Annotated in this window: 24 protein-coding genes; 12 read left to right on the top strand and 12 right to left on the bottom strand. The window is 70.9% G+C overall.

Annotation, left to right across the window (positions count from 1 at the left end):
• From mrdA to RBXJA2T_RS07600, 4 genes are all read right to left on the bottom strand, one after another.
• Nucleotides 1-1,962, bottom strand: a 1,962-nt coding sequence (gene mrdA, locus RBXJA2T_RS07615) for a penicillin-binding protein 2 (RefSeq protein WP_009856761.1), incomplete at its 3' end; no start/stop codon positions are given.
• Nucleotides 1,959-2,480 (bottom strand): rod shape-determining protein MreD, encoded by a 522-nt coding sequence (gene mreD / locus RBXJA2T_RS07610; protein ID WP_009856760.1) that lies wholly within the window; start codon nt 2,478-2,480, stop codon nt 1,959-1,961. The genes mreD and mrdA, both read right to left, overlap by 4 nt.
• Entirely contained in the window at nt 2,477-3,394 is a 918-nt protein-coding gene (gene mreC / locus RBXJA2T_RS07605; protein WP_009856759.1) for a rod shape-determining protein MreC, read from the bottom strand. The genes mreD and mreC overlap by 4 nt, the downstream gene beginning before the upstream one ends.
• Nucleotides 3,395-3,480: 86 nt before the next feature.
• Complete coding sequence (locus tag RBXJA2T_RS07600; protein WP_009856758.1) at nt 3,481-4,524, bottom strand: rod shape-determining protein; 1,044 nt, start codon at nt 4,522-4,524, stop codon at nt 3,481-3,483.
• A 175-nt stretch (nt 4,525-4,699) separates the two neighbouring features.
• Between RBXJA2T_RS07600 and gatC the strand changes: the two genes are divergently transcribed.
• Genes gatC through gatB form a run of 3 tightly spaced genes read left to right on the top strand, consistent with a single transcriptional unit; the run spans nt 4,700 to nt 7,939 of the window.
• Nucleotides 4,700-4,999: an Asp-tRNA(Asn)/Glu-tRNA(Gln) amidotransferase subunit GatC gene (gatC, locus tag RBXJA2T_RS07595; protein ID WP_009856757.1), complete on the top strand. Its 300-nt coding sequence runs from the start codon at nt 4,700-4,702 to the stop codon at nt 4,997-4,999.
• Entirely contained in the window at nt 4,996-6,483 is a 1,488-nt protein-coding gene (gene gatA / locus RBXJA2T_RS07590) for an Asp-tRNA(Asn)/Glu-tRNA(Gln) amidotransferase subunit GatA (RefSeq protein WP_009856756.1), read from the top strand. Before gatC ends, gatA begins: the two co-directional genes overlap by 4 nt.
• A 4-nt stretch (nt 6,484-6,487) precedes the next feature.
• Nucleotides 6,488-7,939, top strand: a complete 1,452-nt coding sequence (gatB, locus tag RBXJA2T_RS07585; RefSeq protein WP_009856755.1) for an Asp-tRNA(Asn)/Glu-tRNA(Gln) amidotransferase subunit GatB — start codon at nt 6,488-6,490, stop codon at nt 7,937-7,939.
• 48 nt (nt 7,940-7,987) lie between these two features.
• Here the strand turns inward: gatB and RBXJA2T_RS07580 are convergent, their stop codons facing one another.
• Nucleotides 7,988-8,689 (bottom strand): DUF4124 domain-containing protein, encoded by a 702-nt coding sequence (locus RBXJA2T_RS07580; RefSeq protein ID WP_009856754.1) that lies wholly within the window; start codon nt 8,687-8,689, stop codon nt 7,988-7,990.
• On the bottom strand, nt 8,690-9,361 hold the full coding sequence (gene pyrE, locus RBXJA2T_RS07575) for an orotate phosphoribosyltransferase (protein ID WP_138938810.1): 672 nt from the start codon (nt 9,359-9,361) through the stop codon (nt 8,690-8,692).
• Nucleotides 9,362-9,373: 12 nt separating this feature from the next.
• Between pyrE and RBXJA2T_RS07570 the strand changes: the two genes are divergently transcribed.
• Both RBXJA2T_RS07570 and RBXJA2T_RS07565 read left to right on the top strand, forming a co-directional pair.
• On the top strand, nt 9,374-10,159 hold the full coding sequence (locus RBXJA2T_RS07570) for an exodeoxyribonuclease III (RefSeq protein ID WP_029718393.1): 786 nt from the start codon (nt 9,374-9,376) through the stop codon (nt 10,157-10,159).
• Nucleotides 10,160-10,435: 276 nt separating this feature from the next.
• Entirely contained in the window at nt 10,436-11,098 is a 663-nt protein-coding gene (locus RBXJA2T_RS07565) for a helix-turn-helix transcriptional regulator (protein WP_230247138.1), read from the top strand.
• Between the two features lie 13 nt (nt 11,099-11,111).
• Here RBXJA2T_RS07565 and RBXJA2T_RS07560 read toward each other — a convergent pair whose 3' ends face one another.
• Nucleotides 11,112-12,038 (bottom strand): M48 family metallopeptidase, encoded by a 927-nt coding sequence (locus RBXJA2T_RS07560; RefSeq protein ID WP_009856750.1) that lies wholly within the window; start codon nt 12,036-12,038, stop codon nt 11,112-11,114.
• A gap of 65 nt (nt 12,039-12,103) precedes the next feature.
• Nucleotides 12,104-13,681, bottom strand: a complete 1,578-nt coding sequence (locus RBXJA2T_RS07555) for an AmpG family muropeptide MFS transporter (RefSeq protein WP_009856749.1) — start codon at nt 13,679-13,681, stop codon at nt 12,104-12,106.
• 66 nt (nt 13,682-13,747) lie between these two features.
• On the opposite strand from RBXJA2T_RS07555, the gene trxC reads away from it, so the two are divergent.
• Nucleotides 13,748-14,182 (top strand): thioredoxin TrxC, encoded by a 435-nt coding sequence (trxC, locus tag RBXJA2T_RS07550; RefSeq protein WP_009856748.1) that lies wholly within the window; start codon nt 13,748-13,750, stop codon nt 14,180-14,182.
• Nucleotides 14,183-14,192: 10 nt separating this feature from the next.
• Here the strand turns inward: trxC and RBXJA2T_RS07545 are convergent, their stop codons facing one another.
• From RBXJA2T_RS07545 to RBXJA2T_RS07535, 3 genes are all read right to left on the bottom strand, one after another.
• On the bottom strand, nt 14,193-14,966 hold the full coding sequence (locus tag RBXJA2T_RS07545) for an N-acyl amino acid synthase FeeM domain-containing protein (RefSeq protein ID WP_009856747.1): 774 nt from the start codon (nt 14,964-14,966) through the stop codon (nt 14,193-14,195).
• A gap of 233 nt (nt 14,967-15,199) precedes the next feature.
• Nucleotides 15,200-17,035 carry an ABC transporter substrate-binding protein gene (locus RBXJA2T_RS07540; protein ID WP_009856746.1) on the bottom strand — a complete coding sequence of 612 codons (1,836 nt, stop codon included), beginning with the start codon at nt 17,033-17,035 and terminating at the stop codon, nt 15,200-15,202.
• Between the two features lie 13 nt (nt 17,036-17,048).
• Nucleotides 17,049-18,866, bottom strand: a complete 1,818-nt coding sequence (locus RBXJA2T_RS07535; protein WP_009856745.1) for an ABC transporter substrate-binding protein — start codon at nt 18,864-18,866, stop codon at nt 17,049-17,051.
• A 258-nt stretch (nt 18,867-19,124) separates the two neighbouring features.
• Here RBXJA2T_RS07535 and RBXJA2T_RS07530 point away from each other — a divergent pair, with 258 nt between their 5' ends.
• From RBXJA2T_RS07530 to RBXJA2T_RS07520, 3 genes are read left to right on the top strand one after another with little or no spacing between them, the layout of a single operon-like run.
• A complete protein-coding gene (locus tag RBXJA2T_RS07530) occupies nt 19,125-20,063 on the top strand; it encodes an ABC transporter permease (RefSeq protein ID WP_029718395.1) in 939 nt (312 codons plus the stop codon).
• Between the two features lie 8 nt (nt 20,064-20,071).
• On the top strand, nt 20,072-21,115 hold the full coding sequence (locus RBXJA2T_RS07525; RefSeq protein WP_009856743.1) for an ABC transporter permease: 1,044 nt from the start codon (nt 20,072-20,074) through the stop codon (nt 21,113-21,115).
• A 26-nt stretch (nt 21,116-21,141) separates the two neighbouring features.
• Nucleotides 21,142-22,809: an ABC transporter ATP-binding protein gene (locus RBXJA2T_RS07520; RefSeq protein WP_029718396.1), complete on the top strand. Its 1,668-nt coding sequence runs from the start codon at nt 21,142-21,144 to the stop codon at nt 22,807-22,809.
• 3 nt (nt 22,810-22,812) lie between these two features.
• Here RBXJA2T_RS07520 and RBXJA2T_RS07515 read toward each other — a convergent pair whose 3' ends face one another.
• A complete protein-coding gene (locus RBXJA2T_RS07515) occupies nt 22,813-23,283 on the bottom strand; it encodes an SET domain-containing protein (protein WP_009856741.1) in 471 nt (156 codons plus the stop codon).
• A 65-nt stretch (nt 23,284-23,348) separates the two neighbouring features.
• Between RBXJA2T_RS07515 and mnmA the strand changes: the two genes are divergently transcribed.
• Genes mnmA through RBXJA2T_RS07500 form a run of 3 tightly spaced genes read left to right on the top strand, consistent with a single transcriptional unit; the run spans nt 23,349 to nt 26,376 of the window.
• Nucleotides 23,349-24,440, top strand: coding sequence for a tRNA 2-thiouridine(34) synthase MnmA (mnmA, locus tag RBXJA2T_RS07510; protein ID WP_009856740.1), 1,092 nt, complete (start codon nt 23,349-23,351; stop codon nt 24,438-24,440).
• A gap of 23 nt (nt 24,441-24,463) precedes the next feature.
• Nucleotides 24,464-25,684, top strand: a complete 1,221-nt coding sequence (locus RBXJA2T_RS07505) for an efflux RND transporter periplasmic adaptor subunit (protein WP_237704863.1) — start codon at nt 24,464-24,466, stop codon at nt 25,682-25,684.
• Nucleotides 25,681-26,376 (top strand): ABC transporter ATP-binding protein, encoded by a 696-nt coding sequence (locus tag RBXJA2T_RS07500; RefSeq protein ID WP_009856738.1) that lies wholly within the window; start codon nt 25,681-25,683, stop codon nt 26,374-26,376. The genes RBXJA2T_RS07505 and RBXJA2T_RS07500 overlap by 4 nt, the downstream gene beginning before the upstream one ends.
• Nucleotides 26,377-26,383: the final 7 nt, after the last annotated feature.

Genomic DNA, 26,383 nt, shown 5'->3' with positions numbered 1-26,383 from the left:
GATCGGGCCCTGGCCGGGCAGCGGCACGTCCTCGGCGCGCCGCGGCGTGCCGAGCGGCGCGCCGGAGCGGCCGCTGCGCACCGCGGCCAGGTCCTCCTCGCTCGGGTACTGGCCGAGCAGCAGGTAGTCGATGACGCGCCGCGCGATCGGCGCCGCCGACGCGGCACCGAAGCCGGCGTTCTCGACGATCACCGCCAGCACCACACGCGGCGCCTCCATCGGCGCCACCGCGGTGTACAGCGCGTGGTCGCGCTTGTGCTCCTCGAGCTTGGCGGCGTTGTACTTCTCGTTGGAGCGGATCGTCACCGCCTGCGCCGTGCCGGTCTTGCCGCCGCTGGTGTACGGCGCCCCGGCGAAGGCGCCGGCGCCGGTGCCCTCCAGCACCACGCCCTGCAGCGCGCGCATCACCACGGCGACGTTCTCGGGCTTGAGCGCCAGCGGCTCGCGCGGCTGGGCGGCGACCTGGCGCCGTTCGCGCGTGATGACGTCCTCGACCTCGCGCACCAGGTGCGGCGTGTAGCGCTGGCCGCCGGAGGCCAGCGTGGCCATCGCGTTGGCGATCTGCAGCATCGTGAAGTGGTTGTAGCCCTGGCCGATGCCCAGCGAGATCGTCTCGCCGGCGTACCAGCGCTGCTGGTCGGCGCGCTTGTAGGCGCGGCGCTTCCAGTCGGTGGACGGCAGCACGCCGGTGACCTCGCCCTCGAGGTCGATGCCGGTGCGCTGGCCGAAGCCGAACGGCGCCATCAGGTCGTGGATCAGGTCCACGCCCATCTCGTTGGCCAGCGAATAGAAGTAGACGTTGCTGGACTTGACGATCGCGCGGTGCATGTCCACCGGCCCGAGCGCGATGTCGCCGTGGCTGCGGAAGGTGTGGTTGCCGAAGGTCCAGCTGGCGTTGTCCTGGATGACCGTCGAGGCGCTGCGTTTGCCCGACTGCAGCGCGGCCATCGCCATGAACGGCTTGTAGGTCGAGCCCGGCGGGTAGGTGCCGCGCAGCGCGCGGTTGAGCAGCGGCCGGTCGATGCTCTCGTTGAGCTCGCGCCAGCTCTCGACGTCGATGCCGTCGACGAACAGGTTGGGGTCGAAGCTCGGCTTGCTGACGAAGGCCAGGATCTCGCCGTTGCGCGGGTCGATCGCGACGAGTGCGCCGCGGCGCTCGCCGAACAGCTGCTCGACCAGCGCCTGCAGCTTGATGTCGATGGACAGCACGAGCTTGTTGCCCGGCGTCGGCGGGTGGCTGGCCAGGCGGCGCACGGCGCGGCCGTTGGCGCTGGTCTCCACCTCCTCGAAGCCGGTGGTGCCGTGCAGCTCGCGCTCGTAGCTCTGCTCCAGGCCGAGCTTGCCGATGTACTCGGTGCCGCGGTAGTTGTCCTGCTGCTCCTCGGGCCAGTCGGACATCGCCTTCTTCTCGGCCTGGTTGATGCGGCCGATGTAGCCCAGCAGGTGGCCGCCGACCTCGCCCAGCGGGTACTGGCGGAACAGCCGCGCCTTGACGTCCACGCCCGGGAAGCGGAAGCGCTGGGCCAGGAACCGCGCCACCTCCTCGTCGCTGAGCTTGGTGCGGATCGGCAGCGACTCGAAGCCCTTGCTCTCCTCGAGCTGGCGCTTGAAGCGGCGGCGGTCGCGGGGCTGGATCTCGACGTGCTCGGCGATGCGGTCGATCAGCTCGTCGAGCTCGACGTCGCCGATGCGCGACGGCGTGATCTCCAGCGTGTAGGCCGAGTAGTTGGTGGCCAGCACGACGCCGTTGCGGTCGACGATCAGGCCGCGGTTGGGCACGGTCGGCACGACGGCGATGCGGTTGTTCTCGGCCTGCGTCGCCAGCTCGTCGTGGCGCACCACCTGCAGGTACACCAGGCGCGCGGCGAGCAGGCCGAAAGCGACGAGAACAAAGGCCGCGGCGGCGATCAGCCGGGCACGGAAACGCCCGAGTTCGAGCTCGAGGTCCTTGATCTCGGTCACAGCGGCCGATTCTCGTCCGGATCCGGCGCGCGGCGCTGCGGCGCCAGCAGCACGATCGTGACGAGCGGCCAGACGAGGGCCTCGATCACCGGCGCCAGGAACATCCACCAGCCGGGGAACATGCCGCCGGCGGCCAGGCGCACGACGAGCGCGACGAGGTGGGCGGCGAAGAACAGCGGCGCGATCTGCAGCGCCTGCTCGACGACCCCGAACCACAGCAGCCGGCGATGCACGAGGGTCGCGGCATAAGCCAGCAGCGAGTACGCCAGCGCGTGCTGGCCGAGCAGCGCGCCCTGGTGCACGTCCAGCAGCAGGCCGAAGAAGAAGCCGACGCCGACACCGACGCGGCGCGGCTGGTGCACGGCCCAGAACACCAGCACCACGGCGAGCAGGTCCGGGATCGCCGGGTGGCGCCCGAACGGCAGCAGCATGAAGGCGAAGGCCAGCAGCAGCGTCAGCGCGATGAAGAAGGGGTTGACCGGCAGCAGCAGCTGGTCGGAGCCGCGGGGCATGATCATCGGCGGCCGCTCCCCTTGCGCCGCGCGACCTCGGGCGCCGCCGGCGCCGGCTCGGGCCGCGGCGGCAGCATCGCCGCCAGCGGCTCCAGCACCAGCACGTGGCGCACGCCGTCGCTGCCCGCCGCCGGCGCCAGCGTGATGCGCGCGAAGCCCGATTCCGAGCGCCGTTCGACCGCCACCACCTTGGCCACCGGCAGGCCCGGCGGGTAGACGCCGTCCATGCCGCTGGTCTGCAGCTCGTCGCCGGCGCGCACGTCGTCGTTGGCCGAGGTGAAGCGCAGCTCCATGCCGCCGGCGACGCCGAAGGCGGCGCCGCGCTGCTGGGTGCGCACGTTGAGCACCGGGATCGCGGCGTCCTTGTCGACGAGCAGCGTGACCTCGGAGGTCAGCGCGAAGACGCGCGTGACCTGGCCGAGCACGCCGTGCTGGTTGACGACCGGCGAGCCGGCGACCACGCCCTGGGCCTGGCCGCGGTCGATGACGACCTTGCGCGAGTACGGGTCGGCAGCGTCGTACAGCACCTCGGCGGCCTGCGAGCGCACCGCCAGCGCCGGCTTCAGGTCCAGCAGCGCGCGCAGCCGGGCGTTCTCGGCGGCCAGCGCGCCGGCACGCGCCAGCTGGTCGGCGCTGAGCGCCAGCTGCGCCTGCGCCTCGCGCTCGGCGGCGCGTGCGGCCTCCAGGCCGCGCAGGTAGTCGGCGCCGCCGAAAACCAGTTCGACCGGCACCGCCAGCGCCCGCTGCACCGGCAGCAGCACGATGGCGATCGCCTCGCGCACCGGATCGGCAATGCGCAGCCGCACGTCGGCGACCATCAGGAAGAAGGCCAGCGCGGAGAAGAAGACGAGCTTGGTCAGCGCCGGGGTGCCCTGGCGGAAGAAGGGCGGCGGCGTGCGGTCGAGCGTACCCAGCGGCATGTCGGCTCGCGGCGGGTCAGGACAGGCGGCGCGCGCCCAACGGCCGGCCGGCCGTGCGGGGACACGCGTCGCAGGGGTTCACGCCGTCACTCGGACGTGAAGATGCTTCCCAGGCGCTCCATGCGCTCCAGCGCCATCCCGCAACCGCGCACGACGCAGGTCAGCGGGTCTTCGGCGACGAGCACCGGCAGGCCGGTTTCCTCGGCGAGCAGGCGGTCCAGGTCGCGCAGCAGCGCGCCGCCGCCGGTGAGCATCATGCCGCGCTCGGCGATGTCGGCACCGAGTTCCGGCGGCGTCTGCTCGAGCGCGTTCTTCACCGCGCTGACCATCTGGTTCAGCGGGTCGGTCAGCGCCTCGAGGATCTCGTTGGAGCTGATCGTGAAGCTGCGCGGCACGCCTTCGGAGAGGTTGCGGCCCTTGACCTCCATCTCCTTGACCTCGGAGCCGGGGAAGGCGCTGCCGATGTTCTTCTTGATCGCTTCCGCCGTCGGCTCGCCGATCAGCATGCCGTAGTTGCGGCGGATGTAGTTGATGATCGACTCGTCGAACTTGTCGCCGCCGACGCGGATCGAGCCCTTGTAGACCATGCCGCCGAGCGAGATCACGCCGACTTCGGTCGTGCCGCCGCCGATGTCGACGACCATCGAGCCCGAGGCCTCGGACACCGGCAGGCCGGCGCCGATGGCTGCGGCCATCGGTTCCTCGATCAGGTAGACGTCCGAGGCGCCGGCGCCCAGCGCCGACTCGCGGATCGCGCGGCGCTCGACCTGGGTCGAACCGCAGGGCACGCAGATGATGATCCGGGGGCTGGGCCGTGTCATCGACCGCGGATGCACCATCTTGATGAACTGCTTCAACATCTGTTCGGTCACCGTGAAGTCGGCGATGACGCCGTCCTTCATGGGCCGGATGGCCTCGATGTTGCCGGGCACCTTGCCGAGCATGGCCTTGGCTTCGGCACCGACGGCCTGGATGGTTTTCTTGCCATTCGGGCCACCTTCGTGGCGGATGGCGACGACGGACGGCTCGTCGAGCACGATCCCCTTGCCGCGCACGTAGATCAGCGTGTTGGCGGTGCCGAGGTCGATCGCGAGGTCCGTCGAGAAATAGCGACGCAGGGAGGCGAACATGTGGGGAGACGGCGGTCGGGAGGCGGCTGGATCGAAAGGCGGGGCCTTGGCGCCTGGAGCGCGGGCGACGCGGTCGCACGGCCGGCTACCGACGAGGCATGTGGGGTAACCATAGATAATACCTGATCACCCCCCGCGCTTGCCCTTGGGCAAGCGCCCATTTGCACCTGTTTCCATGGCCCTCACACCGCAGGACGTGAGCCGCATCGCGCATCTGGCGCGGCTCGAGCTTCAGCCCGACGAAGAGCAGCGCATGCTCGCGCAGCTCAACGACTTCTTCGGCATCGTCGAGAAGATGAGCGCGGTCGACACCAGCGGCGTCGAGCCGCTGTACACGCCGCTGTCGGCGGTGCAGGACGTCGCGCTGCGCCTGCGCGAGGACCGCGTCACCGAGAGCAACGAGCGCGAGGCCAACCAGCGCAGCGCCCCGGCCGTCGAGGACGGCCTGTTCCTCGTGCCGAAGGTGATCGAATGAGCGCCGCACTGCACCGGCTGGGCGTCGCCGAAACCGCCCGCGCGCTGCGCGCCAAGCAGTTCTCCAGCGTCGAACTCGTGCAGGCGCTGCTGGCGCGCGCCGACGCGCATCGTTCGCTCGGCGCCTTCCTGGCGGTCGACGCCGACGGTGCGCTGGCCGCCGCGCGCGCCGCCGACGCCGCGCTCGCCGCCGGCAACGCCCCGGCGCTCGCGGGCGTGCCGATCGCCCACAAGGACATCTTCGTCACGACGGACCAGCCGAGCACCGCCGGCTCGAAGATGCTGGCCGGCTACCGCAGCCCCTTCGATGCCACCGTCGTCGCGCGGCTGAAGGCCGCCGGCACGGTGACGCTGGGCAAGCTCAACTGCGACGAGTTCGCGATGGGCTCGGCCAACGAGAACTCCGCCTTCGGCGTGGTGCAGAACCCCTGGGACACGACGCGTGTGCCCGGCGGCTCGTCGGGCGGCTCGGCCGCGGCGGTGGCCGCGCGCCTGGTGGCCGCCGCCACCGGCACCGACACCGGCGGCTCGATCCGCCAGCCGTCCAGCTTCTGCGGCATCACCGGCATCAAGCCGACCTACGGCGTCTGCTCGCGCTACGGCATGATCGCCTTCGCCTCCAGCCTGGACCAGGCCGGCCCGATGGCGCGTTCGGCCGAGGACTGCGCGCTGCTGCTGTCGGCGATGAGCGGATTCGACGAACGCGACGCCACGAGCGCCGAACGCCCGCCGCAGGACTATCACGCCCAGATGCTCGCCGCGCGCGAGGGCGCCAGCGCCACGCGCCCGCTGGCCGGCCTGCGCATCGGCCTGCCGCGCGAGTTCTTCCCCGAAGGCCTGTCGGCCGACGTCGCCGCCGCCGTGCGCGGCGCGCTCGCCGAGCTGGAGAAGCTGGGCGCGACGCTGGTCGACGTCAGCCTGCCGCGCACCGAGCTGTCGATCCCGGTCTACTACATCATCGCGCCGGCCGAGGCGAGCTCGAACCTGTCGCGCTTCGACGGCGTGAAGTTCGGCCACCGTGCAGCCCAGTACACCGACCTGCTCGACATGTACAAGAAGACGCGGGCGGAGGGCTTCGGGCCCGAGGTCAAGCGCCGCATCATGATCGGCACCTACGTGCTGAGCCACGGCTACTACGACGCCTACTACCTGCAGGCGCAGAAGCTGCGCCGCATGATCGCCGACGACTTCCAGGCCGCCTTCCGCGACTGCGACCTGATCGCCGGCCCGGTGGCGCCGACCGTCGCCTGGCAGCTCGGCGAGCAGGGCGACCCGCTGCAGGCCTACCTGGCCGACATCTTCACGCTGCCGGCCAGCCTGGCCGGCCTGCCGGGCATGAGCGTGCCGGCCGGCACCGGCGCCCACGGCCTGCCGGTCGGCCTGCAGCTCGTCGGCAACTACTTCGACGAAGGCCGATTGCTGCACGCCGCCCACGCGCTGCAGCAAGCGACCGACTTCCACACCCGCGCCCCGGCCGGGTTCTGACGCGATGGCGACCTTCCCCCTCATCCGCGGCTACGAAGTCGTCATCGGCTTCGAGACCCACGCCCAGCTCTCCACCGAGAGCAAGATCTTCAGCGGCGCCTCGACACGTTTCGGCGCCGAGCCCAACACCCAGGCCTGCCCGGTCGACCTGGCGCTGCCCGGCACGCTGCCGGTGGCCAACCGCGGCGCCGTCGAACGCGCGATCCGCTTCGGCCTGGCCGTCGGCGCCAAGGTCGCGCCGCTGTCGATCTTCGCGCGCAAGAACTACTTCTACCCCGACCTGCCCAAGGGCTACCAGATCAGCCAGTACGAGATCCCGGTGGTGCAGGGCGGCAGCGTGTCCTTCCTGCTCGACGGCGAGAAGCGTTCGGTGCGGCTGACCCGCGCCCACCTCGAGGAAGACGCCGGCAAGAGCCTGCACGAGGACTACCACGGCCAGTCGGGCATCGACCTGAACCGCGCCGGCACGCCGCTGCTGGAGATCGTCTCCGAGCCCGACCTGCGCAGCTCGGCCGAAGCGGTGGAATACGCCAAGGCGCTGCACGCGCTCGTCGTCTGGCTGGGCATCTGCGACGGCAACATGCAGGAAGGCAGCTTCCGCTGCGACGCCAACGTCTCGGTGCGCCGCCCCGGCGAGCCTTTCGGCACGCGCCGCGAGATCAAGAACCTCAACAGCTTCCGCTTCCTGCAGCAGGCCATCGACTTCGAGGTCCAGTGGCAGATCGACCGGCTGGAAGACGGCCTGGCGATCGAGCAGGCCACGGTGCTGTTCAACCCCGACACCGGCGAGACGCGGGCGATGCGCAGCAAGGAAGACGCGCACGACTACCGCTACTTCCCCGACCCCGACCTGCCGCCGCTGGTCATCGCGCCCGACTGGGTTGAGCGGGTGCGCGCCGCGATGCCCGAGCTGCCGGCGGTGATGGCCGAACGTTTCCAGCGCGACGACGGCCTGCCGGCCTACGACGCGGCGATGATGACCCAGAGCCTGGCCTTCGCGCGCTACTACGAAGCGGCGCGCGACGGCTGCGGCCAGCCCAAGCTGGTCGCCAACTGGCTGATGGGCGAGGTCAGCAAGCGGCTGAACGCCGAGGGCGGGGCGATCGACGCCGCGCCGGTGGGCCCGCAGACGCTGGCCGCGCTGATCGGCCGCATCGCCGACGGCACGGTGTCCAACAACGGCGCGCGCCAGGTCTTCGACGCGCTGTGGAACGGCGAGGCTAGCGACGTCGACGCGGTCATCGAGGCCAAGGGCCTCAAGCAGATGAACGACAGCGGCGCGCTGGAGAAGATCGTCGACGAGGTGCTGGCCGCCAACACCAAGTCGGTCGAGGAATTCCGCGCCGGCAAGGACAAGGCCTTCAACGCGCTCGTCGGCCAGGTCATGAAGGCCAGCAAGGGCAAGGCCAACCCGGCCCAGGCCAGCGAGCTGCTGCGCCGCAAGCTCGGCGGCTGAGCCGGACTCGGCAGGCATGGGGCGCCTTCCGGCACCCCATGTCCAGGCTCAGCGCGCCGCGGCCGATGCCGGCTCGGCCGGCATCGGGCCCAGCGTGCCGGGCCGGGCGCCGGCCCACAGCCGGCGCAGGCGCTCCAGTTCGGCGTCGTACAGCCGGTTCACGCGCACCAGCTCGGCTTCCTGGTTGGCCATCGCCGTGCGCTGCGCCTCGGTGGCGGCGTCATTGGCGTCCAGCGACTGGCGCAGCTTGGGCGGCAGAGGGCGTGCGGGATAGAACTCGGCCTCTTCGGTCAGCGGCTTGCGCTCGGCGGCGAGCATCGCCAGCCGCTGCTCGGAAGCCCGGATCGCCACCCGCACGGTGTCCAGCGCGGCCTCGCGCGCACGCCGGTGCGCTTCCTCGTTGGGGTAGCGCGCCATCAGGTTGCGGTCGCGGCGCACCGCGTCGGCCTGGGCAGCGCGCGCCTCGGCCGCACGGCGCTCGCGTGCCTCGATCTCGGCACGCTCGTCGGCCGTCGGCGTCGGCGGCACGACGCGGCGCAGCGAGCCGTCGCGGTTGAGCAGCCGCTGCTCCTTGGCGATGCACTCCGGGATCGGGCGGTCCGAGGTGATCTTGCGGCCGGCGTCGTCGACGCAGGTGTAGATGCCCTCGGCCGGACGCCCCCCCTGTGCCGCCAGCACCGAGCCGGCCAGCAGCGCGGCGCCGGTCAGCGCGAGGCCGCGAGTGGAAGCGAGACGCCCGGCCCTGGCCATTCAGACCCCGTAGCGCTCGCGATAGGCCTGCACGGCCGGCGCGTACTGCTCGAGCGCGGGGTCGGCGCCGGAGCGCAGGTAGGCCAGCAGGTCGGCCAGGGTCGCGATCGCGACCACGTCCAGCCCGAGCTGCGAGCGCACCGACTGCACGGCCGAGAGTTCGGCGTCGCGCCCGTCGGCGTCGGTCGCCTTCTCCTGGCGGTCGAGCGCGATCGCGACGCCGCAGGGCGTCGCGCCGGCGGCGCGGATCATCGCGATCGACTCGCGCACCGAGGTGCCGGCGGAGATCACGTCGTCGACGATCAGCACGCGCCCGGCAACCGGCGCGCCGACCAGCGTGCCGCCTTCGCCGTGGTCCTTGGCTTCCTTGCGGTTGTAGGCGAAAGGCAGGTTGCGGCCTTCGCGCGCCAGCTCGATGGCGATCGCCGCGGCCAGCGTGATGCCCTTGTAGGCCGGGCCGAAGAGCATGTCGAACTCGAGCCCGCTGGCCACCAGACGGCGTGCATAGAATGAAGCGAGACGGCCCAGCCTGGCGCCGTCGTTGAACAGCCCGGCATTGAAGAAGTAGGGCGACAGCCGCCCGGCCTTCGTGCGGAACTCGCCGAAGCGCAGCACGCCGGCCTCGACCGAGAACTTCACGAATTCTTGCGCCAGGGCGTCGGGGGCGTTCATGGAGGTCATCCCTTGGGTTTTCGACTGGTCACGCTCAACCTGAACGGCATCCGTTCGGCCGCGAGCAAAGGATTTCTCGACTGGGCCGAGGCAGCGGCCGCCGATTGTATGGGGGTGCAGGAGGTCAAGGCGCAAGCCGCCGACGTGGCTGGACGCTTCGAACGGGTGGGCGGCCTCGACGGCCACTTCCACTTCGCGCAGAAGAAGGGCTACTCCGGGGTCGGGCTGTACACGCGCCACGAGCCCAGCGACGTCGTCGTCGGCTTCGACGGCGGCGAGTTCGACGCCGAGGGCCGCTGGATCGAGCTGCGCTTCGACAAGCCCGGGCGCAAGCTGTCGATCATCAGCTGCTACTTCCCCAGCGGCTCCAGCGGCGAGGAGCGCCAGGCCGCCAAGTACCGCTTCCTCGACCTGCTGCAGCCGCACCTGATGGCGCTGAAGGCCGAGCGCGAGTTCATCCTCGTCGGCGACGTCAACATCGCGCACAAGGAAATCGACCTGAAGAACTGGCGCGGCAACCAGAAGAACAGCGGCTTCCTGCCCGAGGAGCGGGCCTGGATGACGCGGCTGCTCGACAGCGGCGTCGTCGACGTCTTCCGCCGCCTCAACCCGCAGCCCGAGCAGTACACGTGGTGGAGCAACCGCGGCCAGGCCTGGGCGAAGAACGTCGGCTGGCGGCTGGACTACCACCTGGCCACGCCGGCGCTCGCCGAGACCGCGCGGCGCGAACAGATCTTCCTGGCGCAGCGCTTCTCGGACCACGCGCCGCTGACGATCGACTACGACTTCTGCCTCTGATCGGCGCCGCTGGCGCTCGTTCAAGTCAGTGTCGCAGGGCCCGCGACACGACACAGGTCAAACAAAGGCGATTGACCAACGGCAGAATGGCCGCGCGACAAGAGGCGGGAAGCAGGGCCGCAGAGCCTGCAAGCATGACCCGCCCGGGACGCACATTTCCTCGGGAGGAAGTCACCGCCTGCCCGCCCTCGTTTGGACGACCGACGAAAGGCGATGACCATGCTCGACCGGCAGCCTGCTGCACGCTCCGCAACGCCCGCTCTGTTGCCGCGCTCGATGACCGAGCGCACCCCGACCGGCGGCTGGGCCCGCTGCCTGGGCCTGATGCTCGACGAGATCGACTACGGCCTCGTGCTGATCGACGCCGCCGGCATCGTGCGCTGGCGCAACCACCGCGCGCTGAGCGAACTCGACGACAGCCACCCGCTGCAGATCACCGCCGGGCGCATCGGGGCGGTGCTGCCCGAAGACGCCGCGCGACTGGCCACCGCGGTCTCCGACTCCATGCAGCGCGGCACGCGCGAGATGCTGACGCTGGGCGCCAGCGGCGAGCGCGTCACGCTGGCGGTCGTGCCGCTGGCGGCCGACGCGCTCGACGGCCAGCCGGCGACGATGCTGCTGTTGTGCAAGCGCCAGGTCTGCGAGGACCTCTCGGTGCGCGGCTTCGCGCGCGCGCACCGGCTGACGCCGGCCGAGACGCGGGTGCTCGAGGCCCTGTGCGCCGGCGTGGCGCCGCAGAAGTTCGCCGAGCACCAGGGCGTGCGCATCTCCACGGTGCGCACCCAGATCGGCAGCATCCGCGAGAAGACCGGCGCACGCAGCATCCGCGCGCTGGTGCGCATGGTCGCGCTGCTGCCGCCGATGGTGCCGGCGCTGCGCGGCGTGGTCTTCGAGCCGATGGAACGCTGGCCGCGAGACCGCGCGTCGGACGGCGCCTGACGGCGCGGCGCGCCTAGGCGCGCGCCGGCGGGCCGAAGTTGCGCGCCGGCTTGGCGGCGCGCTCGTACAGCGGCATCACCTTGGGCAGCTTGGACTGGATGTCGGCGATGCGCGTCGGCCCCGAAGGGTGCGTCGACATGAACTCCGGCGGCGCGTTCTTGTTCGCCTGGATCATCTTGTTCCACAGCGAGACGCCGGCGCGCGGGTCGTAGCCCGAACGCGCCGCCAGGTCCATGCCGACGATGTCGGCCTCGGACTCGTCCTCGCGGCTGAACTTCAGCGTCAGCAGCTGGCCGCCCATGTTGAGCAGCGTGTCGCCGGTCTGGCCCAGGCCGAGCAGCGCGCTGAGCACCCCGGCACCGATGCGCGTGGCCGCGGTCTTGCCCATGCGCTCGCGGGCGTGCTCGCGCAGGGCGTGCGCGACTTCGTGGCCCATGATCGTCGCGACCTCGTCGTCGCTGAGCTGCAGCTCCTTGAGGATGCCGAGATAGAAGGCGATCTTGCCGCCCGGCATGCAGAAGGCGTTGAGCTGCTTGCTGCCGATGAGGTTGATCTCCCACTTCCAGTTCGCGGCGCGCCGGTTCCAGGGCTGGGCGTACGGGACGATGCGGTCGGCGATGGCCCGCAGGCGCACCAGCTGCGGGTGGTCGGCCGGCGCCAGCGCCTTGGCCGCGCGCGCCTCGCGCAGCATCTGCTCGTACTGCTGGGCGGCGGCCTTCTCGACGTCCTCGGCCGGCACCAGCTTGGCGAACTTCGACTCGCCGCCGACGTCGCCACGAACGCCGTCCTGGGCCATCGCCGGGCCGGCGAGCGCAGCGCCGGCGCCGGCTGCCAGCGCTGTCGTGAACAGGCGCCGGCGGTGCAGCGCGCAGCTGCAGCCCATCGCGTGCAGCATCGGGGGCAGGTCGATCCGGGCGTCGGTTTCGAAGGTGTTCGGCATGGCGTGTCGGACCCGGTCGCCAGCGCCGGGGTTCCGTCGGCGGATTCTAGGAGCGCGGGCCCGGCTCAGTCGTCGGCGGGCACCGGCGCGGCGGGATCGAACTCCAGCGCGCGCACGCTGTCGCGCAGCCAGACCAGCATCACCAGCGCCGGCGCCGCAAGCACCGTGCTGAGGATGAAGAAGGTCGGCCAGCCGATGCTCTCGGCCAGCACGCCGGCCAGCGGGCCGACCCAGACGCGGCCGACCGCGGCGAAGGCCGACAGCAGCGCGTACTGCGTCGCCGTGAAACGCTGGTTGCACAGGCTCATCAGGAAGGCGACGAAAGCCGCCGTGCCCATGCCGCCGGAGATGTTCTCGAAAGCGACCACCATCAGCAGCCCACCGTCGACCGGCGTCGGCTGCGCCAGGCGCACGAAGCCCCAGTCGAAGGCCGGAATCAGCAGCCCGGGCATCGCGCCCTTGCCGTGCACCGCCAGCCACCAGAAGCCGAGGTTGCTCGCCATCTGCAGCACGCCGAAGACGAGCAGCGAGCGCCACAGGCCCAGGCGCAGCATCAGCGCGCCGCCGACGAGCGCGCCGGCGATCGTCAGCCACAGCCCGATCAGCTTGTTGACGACGCCGACCTCGGCCGAGCCGAAGGCCATCGCCTTCAGCAGGAACGGCGTCATCAGCGAGCCGGCGAAGGCGTCGCCGAGCTTGTAGAGCACGATGAACAGCAGGAAGGCCGCGGCGCCGCGCTGCGAGAAGTAGCTGCGCAGGCCGCCGAGCAGGGTCTCGAAGCGCGCCGCGCGCGCCGCCCAGGCAGCCAGCGGCAACGTGAACGCCAGGCCCATCATCAACACGGCCAGCTCGAGCCAGCGCGTCTGCAGTGCCGGCGCCATCGAACTCGCAGCCAGAACGCCACCGAACAGCGCCTGCGCCACGCCGGCGCCGAAGCGGTCGGTCAGCATCGCGCCGGCGGCCACCGCGGCGAGCACGGCGAAGAAGCCGACGAGGTCGTTGCGCGCCAGCGTGGCCTGGCGCGGCGCGGTCTTCAGCCGCGGCAGCGCCAGCGCCGACAGCACCGCCAGCGCCGCCATCAGGCCGGCCATCAGGCGGTAGACCTCGGGCCAGGACCAGCCGCCGCCCTGGGCGGGGTCGGTCCAGATCAGCGCGATGCCGCCGGACAGGATCATCGCCAGGCGGTAGCCCATCACGTTCAGCGACGCGCCCAGGCCGCGCTCGCGGTGCTGCAGCAGGTCGGTGCGGTAGGCGTCGATGACGACGTCCTGCGAGGCCGAGACGAAGGCCACCAGCACCGCCAGCAGCGCGAAGGCGCGGATCGAGTCCGACGGCGAGGTCGTCGACAGCGCGAACAGCACGCCGGCCAGCGCGAGTTGCGTCAGCACCAGCCAGCCGCGCCGCCGCCCCAGGCCGGGCAGCTCGAAGCGGTCCATCAGCGGCGCCCACAGGAACTTGAAGGTGTAGGGCAGGCCGACGAGGCTGAGAAAGCCGATCGTCGCCAGGTCGATGCCGTCGACCGTCAGCCAGGCCTGCATCGCCTGGCCGGTCAGCGCCAGCGGCAGGCCCGAGGCGAACCCGAGCAGGGTGACGACGGCGAGGCGGTGCAGCGCGGCGGCGCGCTGCGCCAGCGAAGAAGGCATCGGCGGATTCTAGGAGGCGGCCACGCCGCCCTTGACGTCGCGGCAGGCCGTCCTCATCTGACGGAGATGGATCACCCGCTGCACCTGCGCTGCCCGCATTGCGAGGCCATGAACCGCCTGCCCGCCGCCCGCCTGGGCGAGGCGCCGAACTGCGGCCGCTGCGGCCGTCCGCTGCTCGACGGGCGCCCGGTCGAACTGGGCGACGCCGAGTTCGACGCCGCGGTCGGCTCGAGCACCGTGCCGGTGCTGGTGGACTTCTGGGCACCGTGGTGCGGCCCGTGCCGGGCGATGGCGCCGGCCTTCGAGCAGGCCGGCCGAGCACTCGCCGGGCGCGCCCTGCTGGTCAAGGTCAACAGCGACGACAACCCGCAGCTCTCGACGCGCTTCGGCATCCGCAGCATCCCGACGCTGATCCGGCTGGAGAACGGGCGCGAGACGCACCGCCACAGCGGCGCGATCCCGGCACAGGCCATCCAGCAGTTCGCGCGCGCGGCGGCCTGAGGCCGCGATCTCAGTTGATGCTCGCGGAAGCGGGCGTCTGCGCGGTCATCAGGCGGGCGATGATGCCCGTCTCCTCGCGCGGCGAGAACGCGTAGGGGTAGAGCGAGCGCTCGTCGGCGTCGAGGTCGACACGGCCGCCGAAGGCCTCGATCTGGTCGCGGATGTAAGCGAAGTCGATCGTCAGCAGCACCGCCGGCGCGTTGACGAAACGGTTCAGGCGCTCCTCGCCGATGACGCGTGCGCCGAGCATGCGCTCGTAGTAGCGCACGTGGCGGGGGTTCACCTCCATCACCAGCGCGTCGTAGCCGCGGATGCGGTGGGCGACGATGTAGGCGACGTGGAACAGCGCCGCCAGCACCCGTTTGCTGCCGGAGATCGGGTCGATCGCCAGCTTGGTGAACTCGCAGACCCGGACGCCGTCGCGGCGCAGGGCCTCCATCTCGGCCGGGAACGCGTCCTCCGCGCTCAGGCCCTCGGCGCTGTCGAGCGCGACGGTGATCGTGCCGATGGTGTCGTCGTTCTCGGTGGCCGACAGCGTGATGCGGTTGGTGGTCTGGTCGCTGGGCAGCGACACGGCGTGGTAGCCGCGCCAGGCGTAACGCTGCTTGAGCAGCGAGTTCGCGCTCTGGCGGCAGACGTAGGAGTCGGCGGAGCGGATTCTGAACACCCGCTCCGGCACGTCCACCGCTGGTGCCCGGGCGGGCAGCGCCCGCCCTTCCGACACCGGGCGCCGCACGGCGCGCTGACCGCCGATCGGCGCGACGATGATCGTGTCAGTCGTCATGAATGGTCTCTTTGGATCCCGATTGCGGTGCGAGTCTGCCCAAGCGCACCCGCCGCGACTGTGAGAAAGGTTTACCAGTCTGCCCGAGGATCGTGAGCTCACTCACGAATGCGCCCCAAAGTTGTAACAGCGGGTTTACAGCGCGAGTTTTGTGGCGTATCGCGAAACATTTGGCGTCGCACCGACGCACCAACGCCGTAAGCGTTTGTATCGGGCCGGGATCCGGGACGGCGTCAGTCGACCTTCACGCCGGCGGCCGCGCGCATTGCCGGGTCTAGGTCGACGAGGTGCCACCATTCGCTCCAGAACACCGGGCGGCGGAAACCGCTGACCCAGGGCTGCCACATGTCGGTGCTGACGCGGTGCACCGACGGCTTGTACGGCATGTAGGCCACCGACAGGATCTTGGCCTGGCGGAAGAGCTCGTCGCGTTCGGGGCCGTCGGGCAGCGCCGACATGCGGTCGTACAGCGCGTCGAAAGCCGGCAGGCTGAAGCGCGCGAGGTTCTGGCCGCCGGCCTGCGGGCCGTGCAGGCGGTCGAAAGCGCTCTGGCCGTCACGCCCCGAGGCCGACGAGCCCAGCGTCCAGATCTGCAGCTTGCCGGCACGCGCCAGCTTCAGCTGTTCGGGCCACTGGCCGGTCTGGAAGGTCGTGCGGATGCCGATCGCCTCCATGTTCTTGCGCCAGAGCTCGTCGAACTGGCGGCTGATCTGCGTCGGCTGGGTGGCGTAGACCAGCACCAGCGGCTTGCCGTCGGGCAGCTCGCGCCAGCCGTCGCCGTCGCGGTCGACGTAGCCGTACATGTCCAGCAGCGCACGCGCGCGCGCCGGGTCGTAGTCGCCGGCCTCGCTCTTGAACTTCGGGTCGTAGCCGGTCGTGTGCGGCACCACCTGCGACTGCGCCGGGATCGCCTGGCCCTTGCGCACGACGCGGATCTCGCGCTCGACGTCCATCGCCAGCGAGAGCGCCCGGCGCAGTGCCACCTTCTCCGGCGTGTAGCCGCCGACCACCGGGTCCTCCATGTTGAAGTAGGTGATCCCGATGTCGGCGTTGACCTGCTGCGCCGCCAGGATGCCCTTGCGTTCGAGGTTGGGCGCGACGTGGCCGTTGGGCATCGCGACGTTGACGAAGGACCCCGGCACCGAGCCGTACTGCCCGGCCAGCATGTCGATCTGGCCGTTGAGGAAGGCCAGCCAGCGCGGCTGCTCCTCCTCGATGATCGAGATGCGCACCTCGTCGATCATCGGGATGCGCCGGCCCTTGAGGCGCGCCAGGATGGCCTGGCCTTCGGCGTCATCGGCCGCCGGCTCGGCGTCGTAGTGCATCTCGCGGAAGTCCGGGTTGCGCTCGAGCACGATCAGCGAGCTGCGTCGCCACTGCTTGAGCTTGAACGGGCCGGTGCCCACCGGATGCTCGGCGATCTTGTCGCCGTAGAACTCGACGACCTCGCGCGCGATGCCGCCCAGCAGGTCCGACGCCGTCAGGTTCTCCAGGAAACGCGGCGACGGTTCGGATAGCGTGAAGCGGATCGTGTGGCGGTCCAGCGCGCGGATGCCCGGGATCACGTGGTCGTAGTCGAAACGCTTCTTCTGCGCCACGACCTCACGCCGGTACTCGGCGAGGCCGGCGATGTTGAAGGTCTCGACCCAGCTCCAGAGCTGGCTGCGGTTGGCCGGGTCGGCGGTGCGCAGGAAGGCGTAGACGTAGTCCTGCGCCACCAGCTCGCGCTTCTTGCCCTTGAAGGCCGGATCGTCGGCGTAGTAGATGCCGGGCTGCAGCTTCACCGTCCAGACCTTGTAGTCGGCCGAGACCTCGGGCATGCCGGCGGCCGTCAGCGGGCGGATCTTCACCGGCCGCGCGAGGTGGTCGTAGCGGTACAGCGCCTCGAAGATGTGCGGCGTGACGGTGCGCGAGTACAGGTCGCTGATCTGCGACGGGTCGAAGCCGGTCTCGGCCGTCGTGAACGCGACGCGCAGGATCTTGCGGCCGCCATCGGCCGCGGGTTCGGCGGCGTGCACGGCGGTGGTGCAGGCCAGCAGCACGCCGGCCAGGAAAGAGAAAAGCTTCATCGTCTCGGCAGATTCATGACCCGCGGCGCGGCTGCGCCGCCGGGTCGATGTCGACGTACTTCCAGAACTCGCGCACGAAGATGTTGCGGCTGTAGCCGCCCACCCACGGGTGCGCAAGGTCGGTCCAGATGCGGTGCACGTGCACCTTGTAGGGCATGTAGGCGATCATCAGCTTCTTGGCCGCGTCCATCGCCTCCTGGCGCTGGGGCCCGTCGGGCAGCAGCGACTGCTTCTCGTACAGCGCGTTGAAGGCCGGCAGGTCGAAGCGCGCGTGGTTGGACTGGCCCCGGTTGGGGCCGTAGCCCAGCGCGAGGAAGGTGTCGCCGTCGGGCTGGCCAGCGCTCCAGCCGACGCCCCACATCATCAGCTTGCCGGCGCGCGAGGCCTTCAGCTGCTCGGGCCACTTGGCGGTCTTGAACACGATGCGGATGCCGATCGCGTCCATGTTCTTCTTCCACAGCTCGTTGAGCTTGCGGCTCTGCTGGTCGGGCTGCGTCGAGTACTCCAGCACCAGCGGGCTGCCGTCGGGCTGGTCGCGCCAGCCGTCGCCGTCGCGGTCGATCCAGCCGTGCATGTCCAGCAGCGCCTTGGCGCGCGCCGGGTCGTAGTCGCCCATCTCGCTCTTGTAGGCCGGGTCGTAGCCCCAGGCCTCCGGGCCGATCGGCGACTGCGCGGGAATGGCCTGGCCGCCACGCACGAGGCGGATCTCGCGTTCGACGTCGATGGCCAGCGCGATCGCGCGGCGCAGCGCGACCTTGTGCGGCTCGTAACCCCCGACCACCGGGTGCTCCATGCCGAAATACGAGACCGCGACGTCCGAACGCGGGTAACGCAGCATCAGCACGCCACGCTTGGCGAGATTGGGCGCGAGTTCGTTGTTCGGGAACGCGACGCCGGCAAACTCCGCCGGCACGTTCTCGGCGATGTCCTGCTCCTCGTTCAGGAACGACAGCCAGCGTGGCTGCGGCTCCTCGATGATCGAGATCTGCACCCGGTCGACGAGCGGCAGGCGCCGGCCCTTGAACTCCCGCGCGACGGCCTGCAGGCGTTCGTCGCCCGCGGGGGCCTCTTCGTCGTAGAGCACGCTGCGGTAGCCGGGGTTGCGGTCGAGCTCGATGCGCGAACTGCGTTTCCAGGCGCCGAGCTTGAACGGCCCGGTGCCGACCGGGTGTTCGCCGATGCGGTCGCCGTAGAACTCGACGACCTCGCGCGCCAGTGCGCCGGTGAACGACGAGTCGGCGAAGTTGTAGAGGAATCGCGGCGACGGATCGGCGAGCTTCACCTGGAAGGTGTAGCGGTCCAGCGTGCGCAGGCCCTCGACCGGGCGGTCGTAGTCGAAGGGCTTGCGCTCCTTGATGGCACGCGCGCGCAACTCGGACAGCCCCAGCAGCTTGGCGCCCTCGAGCAGGTAGAGGTTGCCGCTCTTCCAGCGCGGGTCGTAATGGCGCTTGATCGAGTAGACGTAGTCCTCGGCGACCAGCTCGCGCTTGCGGCCCTTGAACGCCGGGTCGTCGGCGAAGTAGATGCCGGGCTTGATGCGGAAGGTGAAGCTGCGGAAGTCGGCCGACACCTCGGGCATCGCGGCGGCGGTGTTCGGCCGCATGCGCACCGGGCGCGCGAGGAAGGCGAACTCCAGCGGCGCCTCGAAGATGCCCGAGACGACGGTGCGCGAGTACAGGTCGGTGATCGCCGCCGGGTCGAAGCTGGTCTCGGCGATCGGGAACGCGTAGCGCAGCGTCTTCGGCGCGGGGCCGTCCGTCTGCGCCACGCCGGCGACGGCCGTCGCCAGGAGGCAGGCGGCCAGCGCAGCGGACCGGAGCAGGCGTTTCATCGGGCAGGTGTTTGGTTACGAAAGCGGCGGAGTCTACGGCTCACGGGCCGCTTGCGGAGGCTCGCCGCCCCCGCGCGACGGCGGGGATCCGGCCGGCTCGCAAGCTCCGTGCCCCGCGACGGCTGGCCCGCGTCCTGCTTGCCCCGCCCCGACGCGGGGGAATGACCCGGCGGCGGCGCTGGCGCGACGCCCCTACACTCGCGCATCCTGTAACACGGGCGCCGGCACGAGCGGCGCCCGCTTTTCGTCTATTCCCAGATGGCGGCTTACCTGATACGACGCCTGTGGCAGATGATCCCGACGCTTGCCGGGGTGGTGCTGCTGGTGTTCCTGCTGTTCAAGTTCTTCGGCGGTGATCCCGCGGAAATCCTGGGCGGCCTCAACGCGACCCCCGAGCAGATCGCGGCGATCCGCCAGGAGCTGGGCCTGGACCAGCCCTGGTCGACGCAGCTGTGGATCTTCGTGAAGTCGATCCTCACCTTCGACTGGGGCCACAGCTGGGCGACCAACGAGCCGGTGTCCAGCCTGTTCGCCAGCCGCCTGCCGGCGACGCTGACGGTGATGGTGCCGATCCTGATCCTCGACACGCTGCTGGCGCTGCCGATCGCGATGTGGGTGGCCTACCGCCGCGGCTCGCTGACCGACCGCACGATCATGGTCGTGACGACCGTCGCGCTGTCGATCAGCTTCCTGGTCTACGTGATCGTCGGCCAGTACTTCTTCGGTTTCCGCCTGGGCTGGTTCCCGGTGCAGGGCTGGAGCGACTCGACGCTGACCAACCTGCTGACCTACGCGCCGCTGCCGGTGCTGCTGGCGGTGGCCGTCGGCATCGCGCCGCAGACGCGCCTGTACCGCAGCTTCCTGCTCGACGAGCTCGGCCAGGACTACGTGCGCACCGCACGCGCCAAGGGCATGACCGAGGGCACGGTGCTGTTCAAGCACGTGCTGCGCAACGCGATGATCCCGATCCTGACGAACATCGGCCTGGCCCTGCCCAGCATCTTCGTCGGCTCCTTCCTGATCGAGGTCTTCTTCTCGATCCCCGGCCTGGGCCGCGAGGTCCTGCTGGCCGTCAACCGCAGCGACTACCCGGTGATCCAGGCGGTCACCGTGTACCTGGCCGTGCTGACGATGCTGATCAACCTGATGACCGACCTGATGTTCAAGGTCGTCGACCCGCGTGTGGTGCTGAAGTGAGTGCCGTCATGTCTTCCCCGGCCGCCGTCGACTCGGCCCAGCAACGCTCCGAAGGCGTCTGGCACGCCGCCTGGCGGCGCTTCAAGAGCGACCGCGTCGGCGTCGCCTCGCTGGTCGTCGTCGTCGCCTTCCTGCTGCTGATCCTGCTGTCCTGGGCCGGCGTCGTCGCCGGCGACTGGCAGCGCGAAGTGGGCGTGGCCAACGCGCCGCCGACCTTCATGGGCCCGGCCGAAGCCACCGAGAAGATGGCGATCGCCACGCCCAAGGGCCCGAACGTCGACCTGTCCGACGTCGACCCGCTGGCGCCGCGTTATGCCGAGTGGGCCGAACGCGCCGCCAAGCTCAAGACCGAGGAGACGCCCAAGGCCGAGACGCTGCCGCTGGGCGGCGACCGCCTGGGCCGCGACGTGCTCGAGAAGGCCGTCAAGGGCACGCAGATCTCGGTCTTCGTCGGCGTGCTGGCGGCCGTCGTCGCGACCTCGATCGGCACGCTGCTGGGCGCCTTCAGCGGCTTCTTCGGCGGCAAGATCGGCGACGCGCTGGAGTGGCTCTACAACGTCTTCGAGTCGGTGCCGGGCATCCTGCTGATCTTCGCCTTCGCCGCGGTGCTGGGACGGGGCATCGACACCGTCGTGCTGATCCTGGGCTTCACCGGCTGGACCGGCATGTACCGCCAGGTGCGCGCCGAGTTCATCAAGCACTCCAGCCGCGAGTACGTGCGCGCCGCCGAGGCCATCGGTGCCTCGCGCATGTCGCGCATGTTCCGCCACATCCTGCCCAACGTCAGCCACGTCGTGCTGGTGCGCATGGGGCTGCTGGTCGTCGGCTTCATCAAGGCCGAGGTCATCCTGTCCTACCTGGGCCTGGGCGTGCCGGTCGACCAGGTGAGCTGGGGCACGATGCTCGCCGAGGCGCAGAGCGACCTGATCCTGGGCTACTGGTGGCAGCTCGCCGCGGCCACCGGCTTCATGGCGGTGTTCGTCACCGCGTTCTCGCTGATGGCCGACGCCGCGCGCGACGCGCTCGACCCGAAGCTGCGGGGGCTGGAATGAGCACCGCGCACGACACCGTCCCGCCGATGACCCCGCTGCTTTCCATCCAGGACCTCAAGGTCGAGTTCCGCATGGGCCAGGGCCAGCGCGCCCAGGCCGTCAAGGGCATCTCCTTCGACGTGCCCGAGAACACCACCGTCGCGCTGGTCGGCGAGTCGGGCTCGGGCAAGAGCGTCACCGCGATGTCGGTGCTGAACCTGCTGCCCGAGAACGCCGAGCGCAGCGGCCGCATCCTGTGGCGCGAGCGCGATCTGCTGAAGAGTTCGCTGAGCGAGTTGCAGGCCCTGCGCGGCAAGGAGATCGCCTGCGTCTTCCAGGACCCGATGAGCTCGCTGAACCCGGTGTTCAACGTCGGCCAGCAGCTCGCCGAACCGCTGATGCGCCACCTGGGGCTGACGCGCCGCCAGGCCTGGGCGCGCGCCGAGGAGCTGCTCGGCGAGGTCGGCATCCCCGAGCCCAAGCGCCGCCTGCAGGCCTACCCGCACGAGATGTCCGGCGGCCAGCAGCAGCGCGTGATGATCGCGATGGCGCTGGCCTGCGAGCCCAAGCTGCTGATCGCCGACGAGCCGACCACGGCGCTGGACGTGACGATCCAGCGCCAGGTGCTGGAGCTGCTGGGCAAGCTGCGCGAGCGCCACCGCATGAGCCTGCTGTTCATCAGCCACGACCTGGGCGTGGTCGGCGAGATCGCCGACCGCGTCGTCGTGATGCGCCACGGCGCGATCCGCGAGAGCGGCCCGGTGGCGCAGATCTTCGCCGCGCCGCAGGACGCCTACACCAAGGCGCTGCTCGCCTGCCGCCCGGCGCTGGACACCAACCCGGGCCGGCTGATGGTCATCGACGACCACATCGCCGGCCGTGGCGCGGCCGCCGCCGCCCAGGCCAAGGACCCCGAGGCGCCGGTGGTGCTGGAGGTGCGCTCGCTGGCCAAGAGCTTCTGGCTCAAGGAAGGCCTGTTCGGCAAACGCGAGTTCAAGGCGGTGCGCGACGTCAACTTCCAGCTGCGCCGCGGCCACACGCTGGGCGTGGTCGGCGAGTCGGGCTCGGGCAAGACGACGATGGGGCTGACGCTGCTGCGCCTGCACGAGCCGACCGGCGGCGAAGTCATCTTCGACGGCAAGAACCTGCTGAAGCTGAGCGACCGCGAGCGCCAGCTGATGCGCCGGCGCATCCAGATCGTCTTCCAGAACCCGTACGCGAGCCTCAACCCGCGCTTCACGATCGGCCAGGCGCTGATCGAGCCGATGACGATCCACGGCATCGGCGCCGACACCGCCGAGCGCGAGCAGCGTGCGCGCACGCTGCTGGAGAAGGTGGGCCTGGACGGCCGCGCCTTCGGCAAGTACCCGCACGAGTTCTCCGGCGGCCAGCGCCAGCGGGTCGCGATCGCACGCTGCCTGACGCTCGAGCCCGAGGTGCTGGTGCTCGACGAGGCCGTCTCGGCACTGGACGTCAGCGTGCAGGCCCAGGTGCTGAACCTGCTGAAGGACCTGCAGGACGAGCTCGGCTTGGCCTACGTCTTCATCAGCCACGACCTGTCGGTGGTGCGCTTCATCAGCGACGAGGTGATGGTGATGAAGGACGGCCAGGTGGTCGAGCAGGCGAGCGCCGAGCAGATCCTGCTGGCGCCGCAGCAGGACTACACGAAGCGGCTGCTGGCAGCCATCCCGCGCGGCTACCGCCCCGCAGCCTGAGGGTCAGCCGCGCCGGCGCGCCTTCTTCCGGGGCGGCGGCGCGGCCATCGTGCCGCGGCAGCGCGGCGCGCCGCAGCAGCACTCGAAGTCGGCCGGGTCCTCGTCGCCGATGTCCAGCGAGTAGTCGATGAACAGCTCCTCGCCGGCACGGATGGCGCGCCGGGCCTCGATGGCGATCTGCAGCGTGCCGTCTTCGTCCTCCACCTCGTAGGCCGCGCAGTTGGGCGCGCACGAGTGGTTGAAGTGGCGCGTGCCGTTGCCGCCTTCGCGGCCGTCGATCATCGAGCCGTCGGACAGGCCGAAGAAGTAGGTCAGCGCGTTGTCCCAGTCCAGGCGCTCGATCTCGGCGGCGCTCCAGCGCCGGCCGGCGTAGAGACCCAGGCGCTCGCCGCGGCGCAGGTCGCGCGTGGCGAAGGCGCCGAGGCCGTGCACGTGGCTGTCGCGGACCTCGAACGGAGCGTCGGCATCGTTCATCGGCGCGCATTGTGCCCGGCACCAGCGCAAGGCAGGCTCTGCGGGCGCCGCGGATAATCCGCCGCATGCAGGGCAAGCGTCGCGTGGTGGTGGGCTTGAGCGGCGGCGTCGACTCCGCGGTCAGCGCCTGGCTGCTCAAGCAGCAGGGGTACGAGGTCGTCGGCCTCTTCATGAAGAACTGGGAGGACGACGACGACAGCGAGTACTGCTCGTCGCGCCAGGACTTCCTCGACGCCGCGGCGGTGGCCGACGTCATCGGCATCGACCTCGAACACGTCAACTTCGCCGCCGAGTACAAGGACCGCGTCTTCGCCGAGTTCCTGCGCGAATACAGCGCCGGCCGCACGCCCAACCCCGACGTGCTGTGCAACGCCGAGATCAAGTTCAAGGCCTTCCTCGACCACGCGATGCGCCTGGGCGCCGAGCGCATCGCCACCGGCCACTACGCCCGCGTGCGCGAGCGCGACGGCCGCTTCGAGCTGCTGAAGGGCCTGGACCCGGCCAAGGACCAGAGCTACTTCCTGCACCGCCTGAACCAGGCGCAGCTGGCGCGCACGATGTTCCCGGTCGGCGAGCTGCCCAAGACCGAGGTGCGCCGCATCGCCGCCGAGATCGGCCTGCCGAACGCGAAGAAGAAGGACTCGACCGGCATCTGCTTCATCGGCGAGCGCCCGTTCCGCGAGTTCCTCAACCGCTACCTGGCGCAGGCGCCGGGCGACATCGAGGACGAACGCGGCCGCGTCGTCGGCCGCCACGTCGGCCTGAGCTTCTACACGCTGGGCCAGCGCCAGGGCCTGGGCATCGGCGGCCTGAAGTCCGGCGGCGGCGAACACGCGCCCTGGTACGTGGCACGCAAGGAACTCGAGCGCAACGTGCTGCGTGTCGTGCAGGGCCACGACCACCCCTGGCTGCTGTCGCGCACGCTCGCCGCCGGCGACTGCGCCTGGGTCGCCGGCACGCCGCCGGCCGACGGCGCGCTGGCCGCCAAGACACGCTACCGCCAGGCCGACGCGGCCTGCACGCTGCGCCGCGACGGCGAGGCCGTCGTGCTCTCGTTCGCCGAACCGCAGTGGGCCGTCACACCCGGCCAGTCGGCCGTGGTCTACGACGGCGAGGTCTGCCTCGGCGGCGGCGTCATCGAATCGTCCGAACCCTGAGTCGGGCCACCGGCCTGCACACCATGAGCGAACCCCAAGCCCCGGCCCGCCCGATGCTCCCGCCGCTGGCCGCCGCGCGCGGCGCGGCTCCCCGGCGGCGCGGCCGGCGCTGGATCTGGCTGGGCGTTGTCGGCCTCGCCGCGGCACTCGCTGTCGCCGCCTGGAGCCGGCGTGCGCCCGAGGTGCAGGCCACTGGCGTCGCCAGCGCCTATCCGTCGGCACGTTTCGCCGAACTCAGCGCCTCGGGTTACGTCGTCGCCCAGCGCCGCGCCGCGGTGGCCAGCAAGGCCACCGGCCGGCTGGTCGAGCTGGCGGTGCGCGAAGGCAGCGTCGTCAAGGCCGGCGACCTGATCGCGCGCATCGACGCCGCCGACGTGCTGCCGACGGTCATCGCCGCCGAAGCCGGCGTGCGCCAGGCCGAAGCCGCGCGCCGCCAGGCCGCCGTCGAGCTCGACAACGCGCGTGCCGACCTGGAACGCACGCTGGGGCTCAAGGACCAGGGCTTCGTCTCGCCGCAGGCCGTCGACGCGGCGCACCGCCGCACCGACGCCGCCGCCGCCGCGCTGGCCGCCGCCGACGCCGCCATCGCCCAGTCGCGCGCGCAGCTCAACGTGCAGCGTGTCGCGCGCGACAACACCGAGATCCGTGCGCCCTTCGACGGCGTCGTGCTGGTCAAGAACGCCAACGTCGGCGACCTGATCACGCCGCTGTCCAGCGCCACCGGCGCGCTCGGCGCCGTGGTCACGATGGCCGACATGTCGACGCTGGAGGTCGAGGCCGACGTGTCGGAGGCCAACGTCGGCCGCATCCGCATCGACCAGCCGGTGGAGATCGCGCTCGACGCGCTGCCCGACAGACGGTTCGCCGGCAGCGTCGCGCGCATCGTGCCCACCGTCGACCGCGCCAAGGCGACGGTGATGACCAAGATCCGCTTCGAGCAGCTGGACCCGCGCATCCTGCCGGAGATGGCGGCGCGCGTCGTCTTCCTGTCGCAGGCCGCGACCGAGGCCGACCGCCAGCCTGTGATGGCGCTCAACCCCAAGGCCGTCGTCGAGCGCGACGGCCGCCGCGTCGTGCTGCGCATCGGCGCCGACGATCGCCTGGAGGCCGTGCCGGTGAGCGTCGGCCGCACGCTGGGCGACGTCGTCGAGATCGCGCCCGGCACGCTGAAACCCGGCGAGCGTGTCGTGCTCGCGCCCGCCGACACGCTGGCCGCCGGCACGCGCGTGACGGTGGCCAAGTGAACACGCCGCCGCTGATCCGCATCCAGGGCCTGCGCAAGACCTACCGCCGCGGCGAGCAGGACATCCCGGTGCTCGAAGGCATCGACCTGGACGTGCACGCCGGCGAGTTCGTCGCGCTGATGGGGCCCAGCGGCTCGGGCAAGAGCACGCTGCTGAACCTGGTGGCCGGCATCGACCAGCCGAGCGCCGGCACGATCGAGATCGCCGGCACCGATATCGCGACGCTCGACGAAGGCCAGCTCGCCGACTGGCGCGCCGCCAACGTCGGCTTCATCTTCCAGTTCTACAACCTGCTGCCGGTGCTGACCGCGGCCGAGAACGTCGAGCTGCCGCTGCTGCTGACCAACCTCACGGCACGCGAGCGCCGCGAGCGCGTCGCCCAGGCGCTGGCGCTGGTGTCGCTGGCCGACCGCGCCGGGCACTATCCGAACGAGCTGTCCGGCGGCCAGCAGCAGCGCGTGGCGATCGCGCGCGCGCTGGTCGGCGACCCGACGCTGATCGTCGCCGACGAGCCCACCGGCGACCTCGACCGCCACACCGGCGAGGAGGTGCTGTCGCTGCTGGAGCAACTCGTCGCCGAACTCGGCAAGACCATCGTCATGGTCACCCACGACCCCAAGGCCGCGGCGCGGGCGCACCGCCTGGTGCACCTGGAAAAGGGCGTGCTGGTCGACGAGGCCGAGGCCGGCTGAACGGGGC

The organism is Rubrivivax benzoatilyticus JA2 = ATCC BAA-35 (assembly GCF_000190375.1).
Taxonomy (GTDB): Bacteria; Pseudomonadota; Gammaproteobacteria; order Burkholderiales; family Burkholderiaceae_C; genus Rubrivivax; species Rubrivivax benzoatilyticus.
Note: the sequence above shows the minus strand (reverse complement) of the source record. Positions and strands in the feature narration are given on the sequence as shown.

What these genes read in the sequence shown, in the direction of transcription:
- gatC (WP_009856757.1), top strand. Translation starts at nt 4,700, where the DNA reads ATGGCCCTCACACCGCAGGACGTGAGCCGCATCGCGCATCTGGCGCGG.
- RBXJA2T_RS07600 (WP_009856758.1), bottom strand. Translation starts at nt 4,524, where the DNA reads ATGTTCGCCTCCCTGCGTCGCTATTTCTCGACGGACCTCGCGATCGAC.
- RBXJA2T_RS07505 (WP_237704863.1), top strand. Translation starts at nt 24,464, where the DNA reads ATGAGCGAACCCCAAGCCCCGGCCCGCCCGATGCTCCCGCCGCTGGCC.
- RBXJA2T_RS07580 (WP_009856754.1), bottom strand. Translation starts at nt 8,689, where the DNA reads ATGGCCAGGGCCGGGCGTCTCGCTTCCACTCGCGGCCTCGCGCTGACC.
- trxC (WP_009856748.1), top strand. Translation starts at nt 13,748, where the DNA reads ATGGATCACCCGCTGCACCTGCGCTGCCCGCATTGCGAGGCCATGAAC.
- pyrE (WP_138938810.1), bottom strand. Translation starts at nt 9,361, where the DNA reads ATGAACGCCCCCGACGCCCTGGCGCAAGAATTCGTGAAGTTCTCGGTC.
- gatB (WP_009856755.1), top strand. Translation starts at nt 6,488, where the DNA reads ATGGCGACCTTCCCCCTCATCCGCGGCTACGAAGTCGTCATCGGCTTC.
- gatA (WP_009856756.1), top strand. Translation starts at nt 4,996, where the DNA reads ATGAGCGCCGCACTGCACCGGCTGGGCGTCGCCGAAACCGCCCGCGCG.
- mreC (WP_009856759.1), bottom strand. Translation starts at nt 3,394, where the DNA reads ATGCCGCTGGGTACGCTCGACCGCACGCCGCCGCCCTTCTTCCGCCAG.
- RBXJA2T_RS07530 (WP_029718395.1), top strand. Translation starts at nt 19,125, where the DNA reads ATGGCGGCTTACCTGATACGACGCCTGTGGCAGATGATCCCGACGCTT.
- mreD (WP_009856760.1), bottom strand. Translation starts at nt 2,480, where the DNA reads ATGATCATGCCCCGCGGCTCCGACCAGCTGCTGCTGCCGGTCAACCCC.
- RBXJA2T_RS07520 (WP_029718396.1), top strand. Translation starts at nt 21,142, where the DNA reads ATGACCCCGCTGCTTTCCATCCAGGACCTCAAGGTCGAGTTCCGCATG.
- mnmA (WP_009856740.1), top strand. Translation starts at nt 23,349, where the DNA reads ATGCAGGGCAAGCGTCGCGTGGTGGTGGGCTTGAGCGGCGGCGTCGAC.
- RBXJA2T_RS07560 (WP_009856750.1), bottom strand. Translation starts at nt 12,038, where the DNA reads ATGCCGAACACCTTCGAAACCGACGCCCGGATCGACCTGCCCCCGATG.
- RBXJA2T_RS07525 (WP_009856743.1), top strand. Translation starts at nt 20,072, where the DNA reads ATGTCTTCCCCGGCCGCCGTCGACTCGGCCCAGCAACGCTCCGAAGGC.
- RBXJA2T_RS07540 (WP_009856746.1), bottom strand. Translation starts at nt 17,035, where the DNA reads ATGAAGCTTTTCTCTTTCCTGGCCGGCGTGCTGCTGGCCTGCACCACC.
- RBXJA2T_RS07535 (WP_009856745.1), bottom strand. Translation starts at nt 18,866, where the DNA reads ATGAAACGCCTGCTCCGGTCCGCTGCGCTGGCCGCCTGCCTCCTGGCG.
- RBXJA2T_RS07515 (WP_009856741.1), bottom strand. Translation starts at nt 23,283, where the DNA reads ATGAACGATGCCGACGCTCCGTTCGAGGTCCGCGACAGCCACGTGCAC.
- RBXJA2T_RS07555 (WP_009856749.1), bottom strand. Translation starts at nt 13,681, where the DNA reads ATGCCTTCTTCGCTGGCGCAGCGCGCCGCCGCGCTGCACCGCCTCGCC.
- RBXJA2T_RS07565 (WP_230247138.1), top strand. Translation starts at nt 10,436, where the DNA reads ATGACCGAGCGCACCCCGACCGGCGGCTGGGCCCGCTGCCTGGGCCTG.
- RBXJA2T_RS07545 (WP_009856747.1), bottom strand. Translation starts at nt 14,966, where the DNA reads ATGACGACTGACACGATCATCGTCGCGCCGATCGGCGGTCAGCGCGCC.